Origin of the sequence: Vibrio sp. 10N.286.52.F8 (assembly GCF_041468745.1) — a bacterium.
Taxonomy (GTDB): Bacteria; Pseudomonadota; Gammaproteobacteria; order Enterobacterales; family Vibrionaceae; genus Vibrio; species Vibrio crassostreae_C.
This window is the reverse complement of the sequence record NZ_JBFRJF010000024.1, coordinates 82,636-100,835: the sequence shown is the minus strand read 5'-3', so window position 1 is coordinate 100,835 and position 18,200 is coordinate 82,636. Positions and strand designations below refer to the sequence as shown.

The following is an 18,200-nucleotide window of genomic DNA, read 5'->3' as shown; positions in this document are numbered from 1 at the left end:
TCTGACGCCCGCAATAATAAGTCTTTGAGACAAATTTCTAAGCAGATAGCTTGAGTCCTAAGTGGAAGCGCGGAGCCTACGTTAGTAGGTGGACACTTCCGATAACGAAATCAGGCTACTCTGCGACGAAATTATTTTTTGTCTTCTTTAACTTCTTCAAACTCAGCGTCTACAACATCGTCGTCTTGCTTAGGTTGTTCACCAGCGTCAGCACCAGCTTGTTCAGCTTGAGCTTTCTGTTGAGCAATTTCCATTAGCTTTTGAGCTGCTTGCATCAGTTCTTGAACTTTAGCGTCGATAGCTTCTTTATCGTTACCAGACTTAACTTCTTCTAGTGCAGTGATAGCCGCTTCGATTTTAGCTTTCTCGTCTGCAGGTAGAGCTTCACCAGCTTCTTCTACTTGCTTCTTAGTGCCGTGAATCATTTGGTCAGCTTGGTTACGTGCAGTTACTAGCTCTTCGAACTTTTTGTCCGCTTCTTTGTTAGCTTCTGCTTCTTGTACCATTGCTTCGATCTCTTCCTCAGACAGGCCGCCTGATGCTTGGATAGTGATCTTCTGCTCTTTACCTGTTGCTTTATCTTTAGCAGATACGTTCAGGATACCATCAGCATCTAGGTCGAATGTTACTTCGATTTGTGGCATGCCACGTGGTGCTGGTTGGATACCTTCTAGGTTAAACTGACCAAGAGACTTGTTGTAAGTCGCTTGCTTACGCTCACCTTGAAGAACGTGGATAGTTACTGCGTTTTGGTTGTCTTCAGCTGTAGAGAACACTTGATCCGCTTTAGTAGGGATAGTTGTGTTTTTCTCGATAAGCTTAGTCATCACGCCGCCCATCGTTTCGATACCGAAAGATAGAGGAGTAACGTCTAGTAGTAGAACGTCTTTAACGTCACCCGCTAGTACACCACCTTGAACAGCAGCACCCATTGCAACAGCTTCGTCAGGGTTCACGTCTTTACGTGGCTCTTTACCGAAGAATTCAGTTACTTTAGCTTGAACCATAGGCATACGAGTTTGACCACCAACTAGGATAACGTCAGTGATTTCGCCTACAGATAGGTCAGCATCCGCTAGAGCAACTTTTAGTGGCTCAAGAGAACGTTGAACTAGGTCTTCAACTAGAGACTCAAGCTTCGCACGAGTCACTTTGATGTTCATGTGCTTAGGACCAGTCGCATCAGCAGTAACGTAAGGTAGGTTTACGTCAGTTTGAGTAGTAGAAGAAAGCTCGATTTTCGCTTTTTCTGCTGCTTCTTTAACACGCTGCATTGCTAGTGGATCAGCTTTAAGGTCGATACCTTGCTCTTTCTTGAACTCATCTACTAGGTAGTTGATCATGCGGTTATCGAAATCTTCACCACCAAGGTGAGTGTCACCGTTAGTTGAAAGAACTTCGAAAGTCTTCTCGCCTTCTACTTCATCGATTTCGATGATAGAGATATCGAATGTACCACCACCAAGGTCGTATACAGCGATAGTGCGATCACCACCTTGCTTGTCTAGGCCGTAAGCTAGAGCAGCAGCAGTTGGTTCGTTGATGATACGTTTAACATCTAGACCAGCGATACGGCCAGCATCTTTCGTTGCTTGACGTTGAGCATCGTTGAAGTAAGCAGGAACAGTTACTACTGCGCCAGTTACTTCTTCGCCTAGGAAGTCTTCAGCTGTTTTCTTCATTTTCTTAAGAACTTCAGCAGATACTTGAGGAGCAGCCATTTTTTGGCCTTGCGCTTCAACCCATGCATCACCGTTGTCAGCCTTAACAATGTTGAAAGGCATGATTTCGATATCGCGTTGAACTTCTTCATCTTCAAAACGACGACCGATTAGACGCTTAATTGCGTATAGCGTGTTTTGAGGGTTAGTAACTGCTTGACGTTTCGCAGGTTGACCAACTAGCGTCTCGCCGTCAGTGTATGCGATTACCGATGCTGTTGTGCGTTCGCCTTCAGCATTTTCTAGTACGCGTGGTTTGTCGCCGTCTAAAACAGCAACACAAGAGTTAGTAGTACCTAAATCAATACCAATGATTCGACCCATCAGGCTATCTCCGAAATATAATCTATATTAGTTTTTTGCTATACCCACATATGTGGGGGGCGGTAATCAGGGATTCAACCCTAATACACAAAATTAAAGTGCAAATGTAATTTGCTTTCGTATGCACCATAGATAAGGGCTGCAAACTGGTTTTCAAGGGAATAAGTAAAAAAAATCTATTTTTTCCCGTATCTTTTTACATAAAGGTAAAAAGTGACCGATCCCTTGCCAATTAAGGCTCCAATATTGAGAAACTCTCGCATTTGTCGCCACATTGAAACCTCAACCCTATTCCAGATGCCATAAAAAAAGACCTTCATGTGGAAGGTCTTTTTCAAATAGATATTAATCAGTTAAATATTGTTCAAATGGTGACTGATTCAGCCATATTATTGGTTGAGCACTAACTGGTAGAAGCTCGCTTGAGTGTAATCACCCGCTTCCATACCACGCCATTCACAGGCTGAGCTCGACTTCTTAGTGTTGCATTGATTGTATGCGCCCGCCTTGAAGTACATCCAGTCCTGTCCATAACCAAGGTCGATATCATGCCCCTGATACTTACCCTTAGCCAAATCAACATCATACGTCTTCACAATAGGATCGGCTGAGTTTGGATTCTTAGTAAAGGTTAAGTGCATGATGTTATCTTTGATATTCACATCGTATGAGAACACTTCACCTAGCTTGATGCCATCAGCAGGGTCCGAGCTGCCTTTTTTCAGATTGTATTGACCAAATACATCATGGCGAATGTCTTTACGAAGTTTCTTTCCGTTTTCATCCTTCGCGTTTTTCATCTCTGTCGGCGGGTTTAACTCATAGTTCCACGTTAACGAACCATGCTCATGTTCTGGCAACTTGCGGTAAACAATTTTCAGAGGTTCATTATCCGACCCATGGATTTGACCAATAACCACAGAGAATGCACCGGTTTTCTTATAGTTACCGCTGGTGCTCACCTGATCAACAGAAAGTGTTGCCGTCATCTGGCCACCGATAGAGCCAAACTCTTCCGCGTTCTTATGGCTTGAAATCGCGAAGTTGTTGCTCGGCGCAGAGTAGCTATCCGCTAGCATCGCTCTTAGCTCACTACGCGTGTTTTTACTGTTTGGCGTCGTTGGAGCTGTATTCGGAGCCACAAACACCATCGCACCAGACTCGGCATCCGTGTAGAACCATTTAGGGTGAACGTAAGGCGTGTCTACATTCGACAGTTCCTTTTTACCAATCTCCAGCGTTTTACCTTTTCTAGACCCTTCAGTCGTCAGCTCCGGTAAGTTAATTTTCCATTTAGATAAATCGAAGTTTTGTGCTGGTGCTTTTGCAGGGTCAAGATTGAACTGTTGACCAATATCGTGATTAGAAGCAAGAGCGGGAGCGGCTAAAAGGCTGGCAGTCAGTAGGCTAAGGTAAGACAGCTTCATTATTGGGTTTCCTTTATGTCGTCATAATGTAGGTTGTCAGAACAATATAATAATATTGTATTATTATATGTGATCTATATTAAAGATTGAAAACTGATGACCCATTCAGCGCGAGTAAAAAGAAAAAATGAGACTTAACACCAATCAAAGATCTTTTTAGCTAAGTTATCAGATAGCCCAAAGCACTTATCATCAGAAACAAAAAAGCCCCGCTCTCATTGAGCGGGGCTTCTAATTATCGAATCTTAATTAAGAATTATGCTTCTGCTTTCTTTAGCTCAGCTTCTTCGTTAGCTTCAACGCCAATTTCGTTTTCAGATTTAGCAACGATAGTGTTCACCGCTGTGTCACCCACTACGTTTGAAGAAGTACAGAACATGTCACAGATACGGTCAACAGCAGCAACAATCGCTAGACCTTCTGGTGGTAAACCTAGTTGGTGCAATAGAACACCTACCATCACAACACCGCCACCAGGAACACCACCAGCACCGATAGACAGTAGCAGGATAGTTATACCAAGAGTGAAGATATCAGCAGTATTGATTGGCTGACCAAACGCGTTTGCTACGAACATAGTTGCGAGTGCAATGTAGATAGATACACCAGACATGTTCATTGTTGCACCCAGTGGTACACCGAAACCTGCTACTGACTTAGATACGTTTAGTTTGTCAGTAAGAGTACGCATTGTTACTGGGATTGTTGCGTTCGAACTTGCTGTAGATAGTGAGAATAGAACTTGCTCACGAGTTGCACGTAGGAACTGCTTTGGAGAAATACCAGTGAATGAACCAACCATCATTGGATAGAAGAAGAAAATCCAGAACACAAGCATTGCAACCACAAGCGCCACATAGCCAGCAACTGACATTAGCGTGTCTGCATCCAGTGTTGCGCCCAGTTGAATCATCAGAGCAAATACACCGTAAGGCGCCAAGCTCATTACTAGGCCGATAAGCTTCATCATGATTTCGTTAGCCATCTTGAATGTCTTGATAGCTGGGCCACCACGAGAATCAAGCGCTTGAATAGCAAGACCTGTCAAAATTGCCATGAAGATGATTTGTAGCATGTCGCCGCTTGCGAACGCTTCTACAGGGTTGCTAGGAACGATGTTAACAACAAGAGAGAAGATGTCTGGTGTTTCAGTTGTTGTAAGCGCAATTGTCTCAGAAACCGTACCCGCAAGGTTCGCACCTGCACCTGGTTGGAAAATAAGACCAATCGTTAGCGCTGCTGAAATCGCGATGATGGTGTTAATAATGTAAAGACCAAAGGTTTTACCACCAAGACGACCAAATGAACGAATATCTTTTAGCTCAACGATACCGCAAACAATAGATACGTATACAAGAGGTACTACAAGCAACTTGATAAGTGATACGAACATACCACCAGCACCTTCAGCTGCGCCGAGTAGGTACGTATCAAAAATAGCAATGCCGCTGAATAGGTACTGAATAGCAGTACCAATAATAAGGCCGGCAAACAAGCCTACAAAAATCTTACTTGAGAGCGATTTATCCATCGTTCTTCTCCAGTTTGTTGTGTTTAAAAATTGTACTTTTATAGTTATATATGCGACCCAAATCGCTATATTGCAGTGGATTTTACATACAAAGGTAACAATTAAAAGCATTTATTTACAAAAACATTACAAGTGTGACATCAAAACATTTCTTCATTAACAACCAGTTTCATAATATAAAACTCTAAATTACTGTTCTGGATAAAATAAAAAGAACGACATTCTTAATGCGATTTTGGTGACTATTCACGTGGACTCTCAGGCTATAGACATAAAAAAAGAGAGGCATATGCCTCTCTTTTCATTTCACGTAAACCAGTGATTTATTTTGCCGCCACGACTTATTCAGTCAATGCGCCAGTCAATCAGTTGGTAACGTAATAAGTCATTACTTAGCAACCATAACCATCGCTGGGCGAACCACACGACCGTTTAGTTCGTAGCCTTTTTGCATCACAAACATAACCGTGTTTGACTCGTGGTCTGGGCTTTCTTGGATAGACATTGCTTGGTGGAATTCAGGGTTGAACGCTTCACCTTCAGGGTTGATCTCTTTAAGACCAAACTTAGCAACTGTATCTACGAACGTCTTGTGCGTTAGCTCAACACCTTCAAACAGTGGCTTAACCACCTCGTTTTCAGCGTCTGCCGCTTGCATTGCACGCTCTAGGTTGTCGATTACAGGAAGCAGACCTTCAGCAAACTTGTTCAAAGCGAATTTACGCGCTTTATCAATTTCTTGTTCGCTACGGCGACGCATGTTTTCAACTTCAGCTTTCGCGCGAAGAACAGAATCTTGCTGCTCTTTCACTTTAGATTCGCTAGAAAGCAGGGCAGCTTCCAGTTGAGCGATTTTTGCTTCCTGCTCATCAGCAGCGTCTTCATTCAGCTCAGCTTCTTCAACTTTCTCAGCTTCAGCGATGATCTGATCTAGCTCTTCTTCGGTTACTTTGTTTTCTTCGTTGCTCATGATATCTCCAGAATTCGTTTTCAATGCAAGTGACAGGCGTGTTTGCGCCCCAAATTGATATAAAACACTCGCATAGACGTTCAACTTGCCTTTATTATGGGGATGAAGAATTTTGATTCAAGCCTAATTCGTTTGGAAACGTTATGAAAAAGCCATTTGAAGTCATCGCCATTATTGGTAAACCTCGAGATCAGCAAGCAATTCAGACTCATAGAGAGCTCTATCAGTGGTTAAGTGCTGAGGGTTATCAAGTGTTTGTTGATGACAGACTCGCCACTATTTTAGACGACATCCCAAAAGAACATTTTTCTAGCCTGATTGAATTAGGTAAACGCGCCGATCTCGCCATTGTGGTCGGCGGCGACGGAAATATGCTCGGTGCCGCTCGAATCTTGTCACGTTTCGACATTTCAGTGATTGGTGTTAACCGAGGCAACCTTGGTTTCCTAACCGATCTCAACCCTGAAAACTTCCAGAGCGCGTTGACTGATGTTCTCAAAGGCGAGTTCATGGAAGAAGAGCGCTTCTTACTTGAAACGGAAATTCATCGTCACGGCCAGATAAAAAGCCACAATGCGGCACTTAATGAGGCAGTACTGCACCCCGGACAAGTGGCGCACATGATCGAGTTCGAAGTGTATATCGATGATAGCTTCGCCTTCTCACAGCGCTCTGATGGCTTAATCGTCTCAACACCGACAGGTTCTACCGCTTATTCGCTTTCTGGCGGCGGCCCTATCCTGTCATCAAGCCTAAATGCTATCTCACTAGTGCCAATGTTCCCGCACACCCTTTCAAGCCGCCCACTTGTGGTGGATGGAAAGCGTCGTATCAAGCTTATCGTATCGCCTGATAACCGCGGTACACAGGAAGTCAGCTGCGATGGCCAAATCTCGCTACCGGTTTCTCCTGGCGATGAGATCCATATTTACCAAAGCCCGAATGTACTCAAGCTGATCCACCCTAAAGACTACAACTACTACCATGTTCTACGTAACAAACTAGGCTGGTCGAGTAAGCTGTTCTAAAAGAATAAACGCTCCAGTGGTAACCGAAAATTTGAAAGGCTGACGACATTCGTCAGCCTTTTTCATTACCAGTAAAAAGCCCGCCAACTCTCTCTTCGTCTCAATGATTCACACCGTCATTCCCAAGAAGGAGGAACGACTGAGTTGGGAATCTATAGCGGTTTCAGTGATCTACGAACAACCTCAATTCTGATAACAGTCACAAAAAAATTTCACCCACCGACTTTACTGTATAAAGAAACAGTATATACTGAGCTTATATACAGTATTGTTCAGTTATACAGGTAAATAAAAATGCTGGCTCATCTAAGTGTTAATAATTTCGCTATTGTTAAGTCTTTACAGCTAGAACTCTCTAAAGGCATGACAACAATCACCGGAGAAACTGGTGCGGGTAAATCTATCGCTATCGATGCTTTAGGCTTATGTCTTGGGGGAAGATCCGATGCAGGAATGGTTCGACAAGGTGAAGAAAAAACCGAAGTCAGTGCCGCTTTTTTACTTGAGAACAATCTGCATGCTACCCGCTGGTTAGAAGACAACGAGCTGCTTGATGGCGGTGAATGCATATTACGTAGAACCATCTCTAAAGAAGGTCGTTCTCGCGCATTCATTAACGGCAGTCCTGTCCCTCTTTCACAGTTGAAATCGCTTGGGCAGCTGTTGATCAACATTCATGGTCAACATGCGCATCATCAGTTGATGAAGAGCGATTACCAAATGGCCATGCTTGATCAATACGCAGGCCACTTGAACCTGTTGAAATCGACACGTAATGCTTACCAAGCCTGGCGACAAGCCGATAACCACTTGAAAGAGTTACGTGAAAATAGCCAGCAAAATCAAGCTCAAAAACAACTTCTTGAATACCAAATCAAAGAGTTAAATGAGCTGTCTATTGGGGAGGAAGAATATGAAGACCTCGAACAAGAGCATAAGCGCCTCTCCAATAGCGGAGAACTGGCCACAACCTGTCAGCAAGCTATCGAGCTTATTTATGAAGGCGAAGAAGTTAATGCGCTTGGTATTCTGCAATCGGCCAATAACTCCTTAATTCAGCTAGCTGAGCTAGATGAAAGATTAGCCGAGTTACCAAACTTGCTTTCCGAAGCCATTATTCAGATTGAAGAAACCAACAACGAGTTAAGAACATACCTAGACAGCATTGATGTTGATCCCGGTCGTATGGCTTACGTTGAGGAGCGTTTCTCTAAAGTGATGTCGATGTCTCGTAAACACCACGTGTTACCTGAAGAGCTGTATAAGCACCATCAAGACTTACTACAACAAGTTGAAGCGCTTGATTGCTCTGATGAAAAATTAGAAGAACTGGCAAACGAGGTGGAAAACCAATACCAATCGTTCGTTGCTAAATCAGAGAAGCTTCATAAATCTCGAACTCGTTACGCAAAAGAGCTCAACAAGCTGATCACGCAAAGCATGCACGAACTGAGCATGGAAAAAGCGCAGTTTGCCATTGAAGTGAACAACACCAACACACACCCTTCTCCATTGGGTATGGATAACGTGACCTTCATTGTTTCGACCAACCCAGGCCAACCGATGCAGCCGATTGCGAAAGTGGCCTCTGGTGGTGAGTTATCACGAATCTCATTAGCGATTCAGGTGATCACAGCGCAAAAAGTGGATACACCAAGCCTGATTTTCGATGAAGTCGATGTGGGTATCAGTGGACCAACCGCTGCGGTTGTCGGAAAAATGCTACGTAAGCTGGGCGAATCGACACAAGTTATGTGCGTGACTCACTTACCTCAAGTTGCCGGTTGCGGTCACCAACAACTTTTTGTAGCGAAGAACACTAAATCAGGTAAAACCGAGACTCAAATGCACACGCTTGATGAGCAACAACGCGTTTCAGAGCTTGCTCGACTGCTTGGTGGCAGCCAGATTACCGAATCGACGCTTGCCAACGCAAAAGAGTTATTAATCGCAGCTTAGGTTACATATTCGGCAACTTTCTGATAATTTACCGAAAATTCTTGGCAATTTTGCAACTTAATTCAAAATTGCCAGTCATAACAAGCTCAAAGCGCAAGGAGCTTTTTACTTCTTGCTGGAGCTTGTTTATTATCAGGCAGTATTTTAGCGAAGAAAGATCTCAAACTATGCGAATTAAAAAGTGGTTAGTTGCAGTTCCACTTGCACTAACAATGTTGACCGGTTGCTCTCTATTAGAGAAGTTGGTTTATCGAATTGACATCAATCAGGGTAACTATGTTGAACAGGAAGCTGTCGATCAGCTCAAGTTTGGCATGACAAAAACACAAGTTCGTTACGTTATGGGCTCACCTATGCTTATCGAAAATGGCTACCCAGATACGTGGTACTACATTTACCACCACACAAAAGGCCATGAAGACTCGATTCAAAAAAATCTTGTTGTTAACTTTGATGCAACAGGCACCTTAGTGACGATCAATGGTGATTTTGAAGCCAGTGATGAATTCTTCGAAAGCCTTCGCTAGCTTTCAACTAACAAAGCTTTCCAGTCAAAAGCAAGAATCGCAAAAGCCTGCTCATATGAGCAGGCTTTTTAATATCTGCTAACAAATGAGACTGTAGACTGTATTGTCTAACAAACAGATGAAAAAAAGCTCGCTAATGCGAGCTTCTTTATCATTCAAATTTGTTTGGTATTACGATTTAGCCGCCGCTTTCGCTTGTTCAGCACGCTTACGGCGAATTTCTTTTGGATCGGCTAACAGTGCTCGATAAATTTCGATACGATCTTTATCTCGAACGGTTGCATCTAACTTAACGTTGCGGCTGTATACGCCAACTTTATTTTTCGCCAAGTCGATTTCTGGATACAACTCTAAAACACCAGACTGCGCAATAATCTCTTCAACGGTCGCGTTCTTATTTACCACTAAGGTAAATACACGCTGCTCATGTGGAAGCGCAAACACAACTTCTACGTGGATCATATCTGATTCAATAGTCATGGCTTAGTAAACCTGTTTCGCTCGTTGAGTAAAAGCACTGACCATATTGCTTGTCAGTTCATTGAAAATCTTGCCAAATGCCATTTCAATCATTCGACTAGAAAATTCAAACTCTAGTTTAAGTTCAACCTTACATGCTTGGTCGTCTAGAGGAGTGAAATACCAGCCCCCCTCCAGCTTCTTAAACGGGCCATCTACCAGCTCCATTAGAATTTCAGCACCATCCGCCATTCGATTCGACGTAGTGAATGTTTTACTGATACCAGCTTTAGAGACATCAACCGAAGCCACCATCGCGGAATCTGAAGATTCGATCACACGAGAACCAGAACATCCTGGCAAAAACTCAGGATAACGAGCAACATCATTGACCAAGCTGAACATCTGGTCGGCACTAAAAGACACTAATGCTGAACGAGTAACCTTTGGCATATAGACTCCTGTTAAAGACAGCGTTACATTAACACAAACTGCAATTTTAATTGTATTGGGCCAGAGCGCAAATAAAAAGGATTCCCCATCTAGGGCGCATTCCGTATAATGAGGCCATTATGGCAAAGAATAAATCAAAATCAAAAGCCGGTAGTAATACCATTGCGCTTAATAAGAAAGCTCGCCACGAATATTTCATCGATGATGAGATAGAAGCGGGGCTTGAGCTACAAGGCTGGGAAGTAAAATCCCTACGTGAAGGCAAAACCAATATCGCAGAAAGCTACGTATACATCCGAGATGGCGAAGCATTCATCAGTGGTATGACGATTACTCCGCTAACTCAAGCGAGTACTCATATCGTGGCGAACCCAACACGTATCCGTAAACTATTAATGTCGAGAAAAGAACTCGACAACCTTATCGGTCGTATTAACCGTGAAGGCATGACGCTTGTCGCAACCGCACTTTACTGGTCTCGCTCTTGGGCGAAGATTAAAGTTGGCGTAGCGAAAGGTAAAAAGCTGCACGATAAACGTACTGATATGAAAGAAAAAGATTGGGCGAGAGATAAAGCACGAATTATGAAGAGTAATTTGCGTTAATTTTAAGCACTTAAACGCACAGTGCTAGACAGGGTAAGCTTTTCTGGTACTATGCAAATAACACTTGGGGCTGATTTAGGATTCGACAGGAATTTTGAAGTCTGAGGTGCATGCCGTGGGGCGGTTGGCCACGTTAAAAGCCGCAAAAAAATAGTCGCAAACGACGAAAACTACGCACTAGCAGCTTAATAACCTGCTCAGAGCTCTCTTACCCTAGCTTCCGCTCGTAAGACGGGGACCAATAAGAGATCAAACCCAAACTAGCTAGCGTGGCTTCTCCCACCTGAGAGGAAAAGCGCGAATTATAATTCAGGTTAGCCTTTAACTAGCGTGTCGGTTCGCAGGTTGCTGGTGAAATTAAAGATCGACTAAGCATGTAGTACCAATGATGAATGATTTTTGGACGCGGGTTCAACTCCCGCCAGCTCCACCAAACGTTTGGAAACAGCGTATTTTCAATGGGTTAACGCCTTTTGGGAATGCGCTGTTTTTGTATTAGTGCCTCACAAAAATGCCACAGGTTATTTTAACTAATAGTCTTCATCCACTCCTTCGCTACATCAATTTGCTCTAACAATGGTTGCATCAACCAATCAATACTCGAAAAATAAGTAGTTCGAACAAGACCTGATTGAAAAAGTGCGGTAATAACTAGTATCACCGTAAGTCTCCTCATCCAAACAGCATTACTCTCAGCTCTGTCTTCTCGTGCTTTTTCTTCCTTTAGATGCTCTAACGTTACTAGTAACTTGCCTTTAGCAATAAAATTAAAGCTATCTTTAGCCCTCAACTCCCCAGACTCTACAAGCGATTCAAGTATACGTTGGATTCTATCGACCCTGACCTTACGCTTACTGTTAAAGATAGACATGTATCCGTACAACTCATCACTAACTGCTCGAGCTGATAGTTCTTTATGTGGGTTGTCTTCTGTCATTCTATCAAGCGTTTCAAGTACCTTGATTCTATTCGGTCTTTTCAGCGGTTTCTTACTATGGAAAAACTTAGGGACACGGTACTTAGCTAGTGCATAGAATGATGCTAACTTGTAATACCTAGTACATTCATACCATAAGAACTCTCGCTTCGTGTAATAAGTATGGTCAACCAAACCATGGTAATGCTTAATCTCAAACACAAGAGAACTCAGTTCATCCAGACTAAACTCAACTGGTACGTTGTACTCTTGGTCTTCCTCACTCCACGCTAATACATGTAAGGAATTATCATCAACACTATCCCCAATGTAATTAACTTCCCCTTGCTTTATACGAACAGAGTAACAGTCTACCTCTGCTCCCTCACTGCCGCTTCTCGGTACTAGCCTAAGTTTTGGTACTTCAAGCACGCTCTTGAGCTTTGTGATAAACAACTTGTCCAGCATTGAACTATCCCTAGTCTTTGATACTCAAGGCATTATACCATCATTGCCCATCAAGTAATCTATACAGCGTAGCCCTACCTATCCCTAATTCTTTAGCTGCCTGAGCTTTAGGTACACCGTTATCCAATAGCTTCTGCACATCCTCTTTCGTCACCTGTGCTTTCGGTCTACCTATGTGTTTACCAGCTGCCTTCGCTGCTGCTATCCCCTCAGCCTGACGCTCTTTAATCAATTCCCTTTCCATCTGTGCCACTGCTGCGAGTATCCCTAGTACACCTTTCTGCGCTGCACTCATTACACCATCGAATCTCATTCCTTCCTTGTGGAACTGTACCGATACACCTTTCTGGTTCATCTGCTCCACCAGCCCTACAGCATCACCTGCACCGCTACGACAGATACGGTCTAGGCTGTGAACATGCAGCACATCACCATCCCTGACATAATCCAAGCACGCCTGTAGCTGTGGTCTGTCTACTGTCTTAGCTGATACCTTTTCCTCGAACACCTTATCCAGTTTCACATCTGCTAACTGTCTGCTGGTGGACTGCTCTGCTGTACTAACTCGAATGTAACCTACGTTCGCCATGCTTACTCCTAGTGTCTCAAAACCTCTTAACACTTACAGGATTACATGTATCAAAACTCTAAGTCAATGCTTTTGAGACAACCTTAGATACAGTCTCATAAAGTATAGTTTTTTATATATCCAGAGTCGCTCTATGAAACTTACCGCACTGCTTAAAAAGCACCTGAGCTAGGACTTTTTACCTCTAAATAAAACCAGGCAATAACAAGTTAAAAATAAAAACCATCATGCCACGCAAAAACAAGAACATAACACCACCAAACAAGCCAAAAACCAACTTAAAATTGACATTATATGCTTAATTAGTGATATTTTATGCCAATCTTAATTATAGCTAAAAACTGACAATGAGCACGACAACCACAACATCGGATACCATCCAAAATAAGACATGGAAAATGCCAGATACTCTGGTGCTAATTTTCTTTATCGCGTTGCTTGCGACTGCAATGACATATGTCATACCTGCAGGCATGTTTGAAACACAAGACATCAGCTATGTTTCTGATGGTGCAGAGAAAACTCGTACCGTTCTAGATCCAGCTTCATTTGCCTATCACACCGACCCCCAAGGCAACCCGATTTACAATACTGTCGGACTATTCGCCAGCGGTGGTGATATCGGCTTAATGAACTTCGTATTTGAAGGTTTAGTGTCTGGATCTAAGTGGGGTTCAGCAATCGGCGTTATCATGTTTATGCTTGTGATTGGCGGTGCTTTCGGCATTGTGATGCGCACAGGTACTATTGATAACGGTATCTTGCGTCTCATAGACAAAACCAAGGGCAGTCAATCTCTTTTCATTCCAGTATTATTTGCACTGTTCTCGCTCGGTGGGGCTGTATTTGGTATGGGTGAAGAAGCCGTCGCCTTTGCCATTATTATCGTGCCGCTAATGGTACGTATTGGCTATGATGGTATTACTACGGTAATGGTGACGTACGTAGCGACTCAGATTGGTTTTGCTGCTTCTTGGATGAACCCATTTTCTGTTGCTGTTGCCCAAGGCATTGCTGGTGTACCTGTCTTATCTGGGGCATCGGTGCGTATCGCTCTATGGGTTTTCTTCACCGCGCTCGGCATCGCTTTTACGATGTGGTATGCGAATTCGGTAAAGAAAGACCCTTCGAAATCTTACAGTAAAGCTGGTGATGTTTACTTCAAGAAGCAACAAGGAGACTTGACTCAATCACGTTGGAATATCGGCGATACGTTGGTGATTCTCACCGTGATAGCGAGCATGACCTGGGTTATTTGGGGTGTAGTGGTTCACGCATGGTACATTCCTGAAATTGCCTCTCAGTTTTTCACTATGGGATTTGTTGCTGGCTTAATCGGTGTTATTTTCCGATTAAATGATATGACCATCAACGACATGGCCGATTCATTTAAGGAAGGCGCAAGTGTGATGCTAGCGCCCGCTATTCTTGTGGGTAGTGCTAAAGGTATCTTGCTGATTTTAGGCGGCGGCAGCGATGCAACCGAGCCAAGCGTACTGAATTCAATCTTAAGCAGTGCGGGCGGTGTGATTAGTGCATTGCCAGAAGCGATGGCTGCTTGGCTGATGTTCGCCTTCCAAGCTATTTTCAACTTCTTTGTAACGTCAGGATCAGGGCAGGCAGCTCTAACGATGCCATTAATGGCGCCACTCGCCGATTTAGCAGGTGTGACTCGTCAAGTCGCGGTTTTAGCATTCCAGCTAGGTGATGGCTTTACCAATATCATCGTCCCAACATCAGCTTCTTTGATGGCAACACTAGGTGTATGCCGCATTGACTGGGGTGATTGGGCAAAATTCTGCTGGCGCTTTATCGTGCTGCTATTCTGCTTGTCGAGCGTTATTATTGTTGCGGCTCACCTGCTGGGTTTTGCATAACAGCGCCTTTCAATATTTACGTGTATCTCAATGGGCAGTTTACTGCCCATTTTTAATCACAGCTTTCAATAACAATCATCCAACACAGACTCAGAATAGATTGTGAACCAGAGACAAAGGAAACTAGTGTGAGAAAAACTACTTATACCAATGATGTTCTAAATGGACACCCTGTAATATCTCAACTCAATGTTGATGACTTACCGATGGGATGCCATCGTTTCTGGTTTGAGGCACAAACTAACGGTGTTGGTCAAAATCATCATTTACCTGTGGTCGTCTATCGCGGTGAGCAAAGTCAAAATGCTCGCAAAATAATGGTAACGGCAGGCGTTCATGGTGATGAATTAAATGGAGTTATTACCGCACAGAAGGTCATTCAAAAGCTCGTAAACGAGGAGATACACGGCACAGTCATCATTATTCCGATGATTAATGTGTCAGGTATGTTGATGCACAGCCGAGATTTTATTTCATCGGATCCGGATGCATCCCCAGCAAACCTTAACCGTATATTCCCTGGAAACCCGAACGGTGATGCCTCACAACGTTTTACACATTCAATTTGGCAGAACCTACTCAGCCATAATGCGGATCTTGCTATCGATCTGCATACTCAAACTCGCGGAGCAGAGTATCCTTTGTATGTCTTTGCCGATTATCGAATCCCCGCAGCAATCAAAATGGCTCGATTGATCAATCCTGACTGTATTTTTGATGATCCAGGTGATGATGGCGTTTTAGAAACGCAGCTCAATAAAAGTGGTACGCCCGCTATCACCGTCGAGGTTGGTTCTGGAAAGGTTTTACAACCCGACCTCATTGAGCGTTCAGTGAATGGCGTGATGAATATCCTGCACTCGGAAAATATCATCTCTACAAAGATAGATCAGCCTCACTATGCCTGCTTTGAAGGCAAAGAAACGGTGACCATTAGAGCCAATGTCGGTGGTTTCGCTCTCCCTCAAGTTAAGGTCAGTGAATCAGTACAATCAAAACAATTGATTTCAATTCAATATGATAGTTTTGGTTCTGAGAAACAACGTTATTACGCCCCTGCTGATGGCTATGTACTCAGTGTCAATCAAGATCCGATGCGTGAACCGGGCGCTTTGTTAGTCAGACTATTGAAGTAACACGTCACTTCATCAAATGGCTCTTTACTGATGGCATTTGAGTCGTTAACCCATATTGTGAAAAGGGGATAACTCGGCAGAGCTATCCCCTTATTATTACTTATAAATATTAATCACTTACTGTGATCGGTATGACTATGATTAGTATTACTGCTGAGAAAGCCCAGTACCACTGCGCCAACCATGACTGCACAAACAATGGCAAATAGACGTGTCATTTGTGCCGAGAGGGACGCAGATCCTGGGTGGCTGATGATCTGATAAGCCAAGGTCGTAAAATTAGTAAACAAGAGCTGATAAATCGTCAGATTCGCCTGCCGCCTGATAGCAAAACACGCAAGTTGCAAACCACACACCAAACTCACGCCATAAATAACCAAGATTGGAGCGCCTGACACCATCATGATCATCACAGGTAACGTAAACAGAATGCCAACGCCAGTGGTGACAAGCTTGTTTCGGCTGAATGTACGGTGGTCGTGATTCGATGGGCTTTTCAACATACTGCCAAGCGTAATCGCAATCAACATCGTTTGTGACACCGAATTTCCTACCAAAATCGCCAGCACAACCACAACCGCGGTCGCTTTAAATGCAACCATGATATAGTCACCAGTAGTGGGCGCATCGGAAACGGCCGCAGTCGGAAGGACATTCACTTCATCCCCCGGGAACAACCAGAACCCCAAGTAAGTGACGATCAAAGCTATCACCAGCTTTTCAAAGAACAATAGGGGCAATCCCGCCATTGGGAGATGCATCTGCTTGTTGACCACCACCATCACGATGACCACGATAATGGTCAGTGTCGCGATGATATCTTTTGTATTCTGATGGCTACGCTGATAACTCCAGAACAGCAATAGCCAGCAATAGAGGACAAAACCGGTTGGCGAGTCGACCAATACACTACCAAAAAACACCACACCAAAGCTGATTAAGATTAATGCAACAATCACCTTTAATATTAAATTAATCGGTGGTTTGGATGGCATCAATGTCATGAACATCACAACAAATATGGGCGACAAAACAGCGAGCATCTGCCCACTTTGTTGATGGTAGAACAACAGCGAAAGCGGCAGTAACACCAATCGAATAATGGAGTTAGCTGAGCTATGAAACATAAGTCCACACGCTTAGAATTCTCATCCAAAGCTGAGCAAGCCACTCACCTGGGGTACTTTGCTCTGTCATGACAGCCACTGTGGCTTGTGAACCAAAACGAATGTTGCTTGGAACCTCACCATGATCAAACACAATATTGACTGGGTAGCGCTGCGCGGCAATAGAATTGGTGTCTGAATTTAAAAAGCCAGTCTCTTGGTCAGTGCTATTGCTGCCACCCGTTCCCCAACCAATGCTATCAACCGTGCCGTATAGCACTCGCCCCGGTAACGCATCCAATACGATCTCAACTCTTTGCCCGACTTGTATATGCTCTAGCGAGTTTTCTCTGTATAACGCAGATATCCACACCTCTCGCGGATCAACAAAGGTCAAAACAGGTGAGCCTGCGGTTGCTCGCTGGCCTACCGTCAGTTGTAGGTTACTCACCACGCCATGAGAAGGAGCCATCACTTGGGTTTTCTGTAAGTTGAGCTGAGCCTGCTCAAGGGCTGCAATCGCCGCCAACACTTGTGGATTATCACTCCCTTCTGGCCCTAACGCTTGTTTTGCCTGAACCAAAGAGGCTTCTGCGGCTTTCAATGACGCTTCAGCACGATCACGATTCTCTATGGCGTTGTCTAATTCAGAGCGGCTAACCAGCCCTTTACTGGCGAGTTCACTCACTCGACTCGCTTGCTCTCGAGAATTATCCCGAGCCGCAACCGCCTCGGTCACTTTCGCTTGTGCAACGTTAACCGCCGCTGTGCTTGCGCCAATATTTTGGCCTACTTGAGCAAGATTCGCTTCAGCGGAACGCAAACTGATCTGATAGTTTCGAGCATCAATTTCAAACAACACTTGGTTCGTTTCAACGACCTGATTATTTTCAGTTTGCACAGACGTGATATTGCCAGAAACTTCAGGAGCAATACGCACAATATAAGAGTGAACACGGGCGATCCCCGTCATTGGTGTGACGCGGTCGGCCCACAAACTGTAAAGCCACACTACTAAAATAACCGAAATAATAATTAAACTAAGCTTACGCGAAGATTTTTCTGCTTTTGACATGCTCTCTCTCTCGATCCGACAGCACGATT

16 protein-coding genes and 1 other RNA gene are annotated in these 18,200 nt (G+C 43.9%); 7 read left to right on the top strand and 10 right to left on the bottom strand.

Going from position 1 to position 18,200, the window contains the following annotated elements:
• Positions 1 to 131: 131 nt before the first annotated feature.
• The 4 genes from dnaK to grpE form a co-directional block, all read right to left on the bottom strand.
• Positions 132 to 2,045 carry a molecular chaperone DnaK gene (gene dnaK / locus AB4133_RS13130; protein ID WP_017059868.1) on the bottom strand — a complete coding sequence of 638 codons (1,914 nt, stop codon included), beginning with the start codon at positions 2,043 to 2,045 and terminating at the stop codon, positions 132 to 134.
• Between the two features lie 389 nt (positions 2,046 to 2,434).
• Entirely contained in the window at positions 2,435 to 3,472 is a 1,038-nt protein-coding gene (locus AB4133_RS13125) for a polysaccharide lyase family 7 protein (RefSeq protein WP_017059866.1), read from the bottom strand.
• A gap of 256 nt (positions 3,473 to 3,728) precedes the next feature.
• Entirely contained in the window at positions 3,729 to 5,003 is a 1,275-nt protein-coding gene (locus AB4133_RS13120) for a dicarboxylate/amino acid:cation symporter (RefSeq protein ID WP_372224707.1), read from the bottom strand.
• 388 nt (positions 5,004 to 5,391) lie between these two features.
• On the bottom strand, positions 5,392 to 5,973 hold the full coding sequence (gene grpE / locus AB4133_RS13115; protein WP_019823922.1) for a nucleotide exchange factor GrpE: 582 nt from the start codon (positions 5,971 to 5,973) through the stop codon (positions 5,392 to 5,394).
• A 143-nt stretch (positions 5,974 to 6,116) separates the two neighbouring features.
• Between grpE and nadK the strand changes: the two genes are divergently transcribed.
• From nadK to bamE, 3 genes are all read left to right on the top strand, one after another.
• The gene (gene nadK / locus AB4133_RS13110) at positions 6,117 to 7,001 is read left to right on the top strand and encodes an NAD(+) kinase (protein WP_017066747.1); all 885 of its coding nucleotides are present in this window, start codon (positions 6,117 to 6,119) and stop codon (positions 6,999 to 7,001) included.
• A gap of 294 nt (positions 7,002 to 7,295) precedes the next feature.
• The gene (gene recN / locus AB4133_RS13105) at positions 7,296 to 8,960 is read left to right on the top strand and encodes a DNA repair protein RecN (protein WP_017098044.1); all 1,665 of its coding nucleotides are present in this window, start codon (positions 7,296 to 7,298) and stop codon (positions 8,958 to 8,960) included.
• A gap of 167 nt (positions 8,961 to 9,127) precedes the next feature.
• Entirely contained in the window at positions 9,128 to 9,487 is a 360-nt protein-coding gene (bamE, locus tag AB4133_RS13100; RefSeq protein ID WP_010438918.1) for an outer membrane protein assembly factor BamE, read from the top strand.
• A gap of 171 nt (positions 9,488 to 9,658) precedes the next feature.
• On the opposite strand, the gene AB4133_RS13095 is transcribed toward bamE, so the two are convergent.
• Positions 9,659 to 9,967 carry an RnfH family protein gene (locus AB4133_RS13095; RefSeq protein ID WP_016796754.1) on the bottom strand — a complete coding sequence of 103 codons (309 nt, stop codon included), beginning with the start codon at positions 9,965 to 9,967 and terminating at the stop codon, positions 9,659 to 9,661.
• Positions 9,968 to 9,970: 3 nt separating this feature from the next.
• On the bottom strand, positions 9,971 to 10,399 hold the full coding sequence (locus AB4133_RS13090) for an SRPBCC family protein (RefSeq protein ID WP_010438915.1): 429 nt from the start codon (positions 10,397 to 10,399) through the stop codon (positions 9,971 to 9,973).
• Between the two features lie 119 nt (positions 10,400 to 10,518).
• Between AB4133_RS13090 and smpB the strand changes: the two genes are divergently transcribed.
• Both smpB and ssrA read left to right on the top strand, forming a co-directional pair.
• Positions 10,519 to 11,004 carry an SsrA-binding protein SmpB gene (gene smpB / locus AB4133_RS13085; protein WP_004735156.1) on the top strand — a complete coding sequence of 162 codons (486 nt, stop codon included), beginning with the start codon at positions 10,519 to 10,521 and terminating at the stop codon, positions 11,002 to 11,004.
• 66 nt (positions 11,005 to 11,070) lie between these two features.
• Positions 11,071 to 11,437, top strand: a transfer-messenger RNA (tmRNA) gene (ssrA, locus tag AB4133_RS13080).
• 93 nt (positions 11,438 to 11,530) lie between these two features.
• Here the strand turns inward: ssrA and AB4133_RS13075 are convergent.
• Entirely contained in the window at positions 11,531 to 12,388 is an 858-nt protein-coding gene (locus AB4133_RS13075; RefSeq protein WP_017059746.1) for a hypothetical protein, read from the bottom strand.
• A 40-nt stretch (positions 12,389 to 12,428) separates the two neighbouring features.
• Positions 12,429 to 12,977, bottom strand: a complete 549-nt coding sequence (locus AB4133_RS13070; RefSeq protein ID WP_017059745.1) for a recombinase family protein — start codon at positions 12,975 to 12,977, stop codon at positions 12,429 to 12,431.
• 398 nt (positions 12,978 to 13,375) lie between these two features.
• Here AB4133_RS13070 and yfcC point away from each other — a divergent pair, with 398 nt between their 5' ends.
• Positions 13,376 to 14,854 (top strand): putative basic amino acid antiporter YfcC, encoded by a 1,479-nt coding sequence (yfcC, locus tag AB4133_RS13065; RefSeq protein ID WP_017071864.1) that lies wholly within the window; start codon positions 13,376 to 13,378, stop codon positions 14,852 to 14,854.
• 128 nt (positions 14,855 to 14,982) lie between these two features.
• A complete protein-coding gene (locus AB4133_RS13060) occupies positions 14,983 to 15,990 on the top strand; it encodes a succinylglutamate desuccinylase/aspartoacylase family protein (RefSeq protein ID WP_017059743.1) in 1,008 nt (335 codons plus the stop codon).
• Between the two features lie 113 nt (positions 15,991 to 16,103).
• On the opposite strand, the gene AB4133_RS13055 is transcribed toward AB4133_RS13060, so the two are convergent.
• Entirely contained in the window at positions 16,104 to 17,117 is a 1,014-nt protein-coding gene (locus AB4133_RS13055) for a DUF2955 domain-containing protein (RefSeq protein WP_017059742.1), read from the bottom strand.
• Positions 17,107 to 18,171: an HlyD family secretion protein gene (locus AB4133_RS13050; protein ID WP_017059741.1), complete on the bottom strand. Its 1,065-nt coding sequence runs from the start codon at positions 18,169 to 18,171 to the stop codon at positions 17,107 to 17,109. Before AB4133_RS13050 ends, AB4133_RS13055 begins: the two co-directional genes overlap by 11 nt.
• Positions 18,172 to 18,200 lie beyond the last annotated feature (29 nt).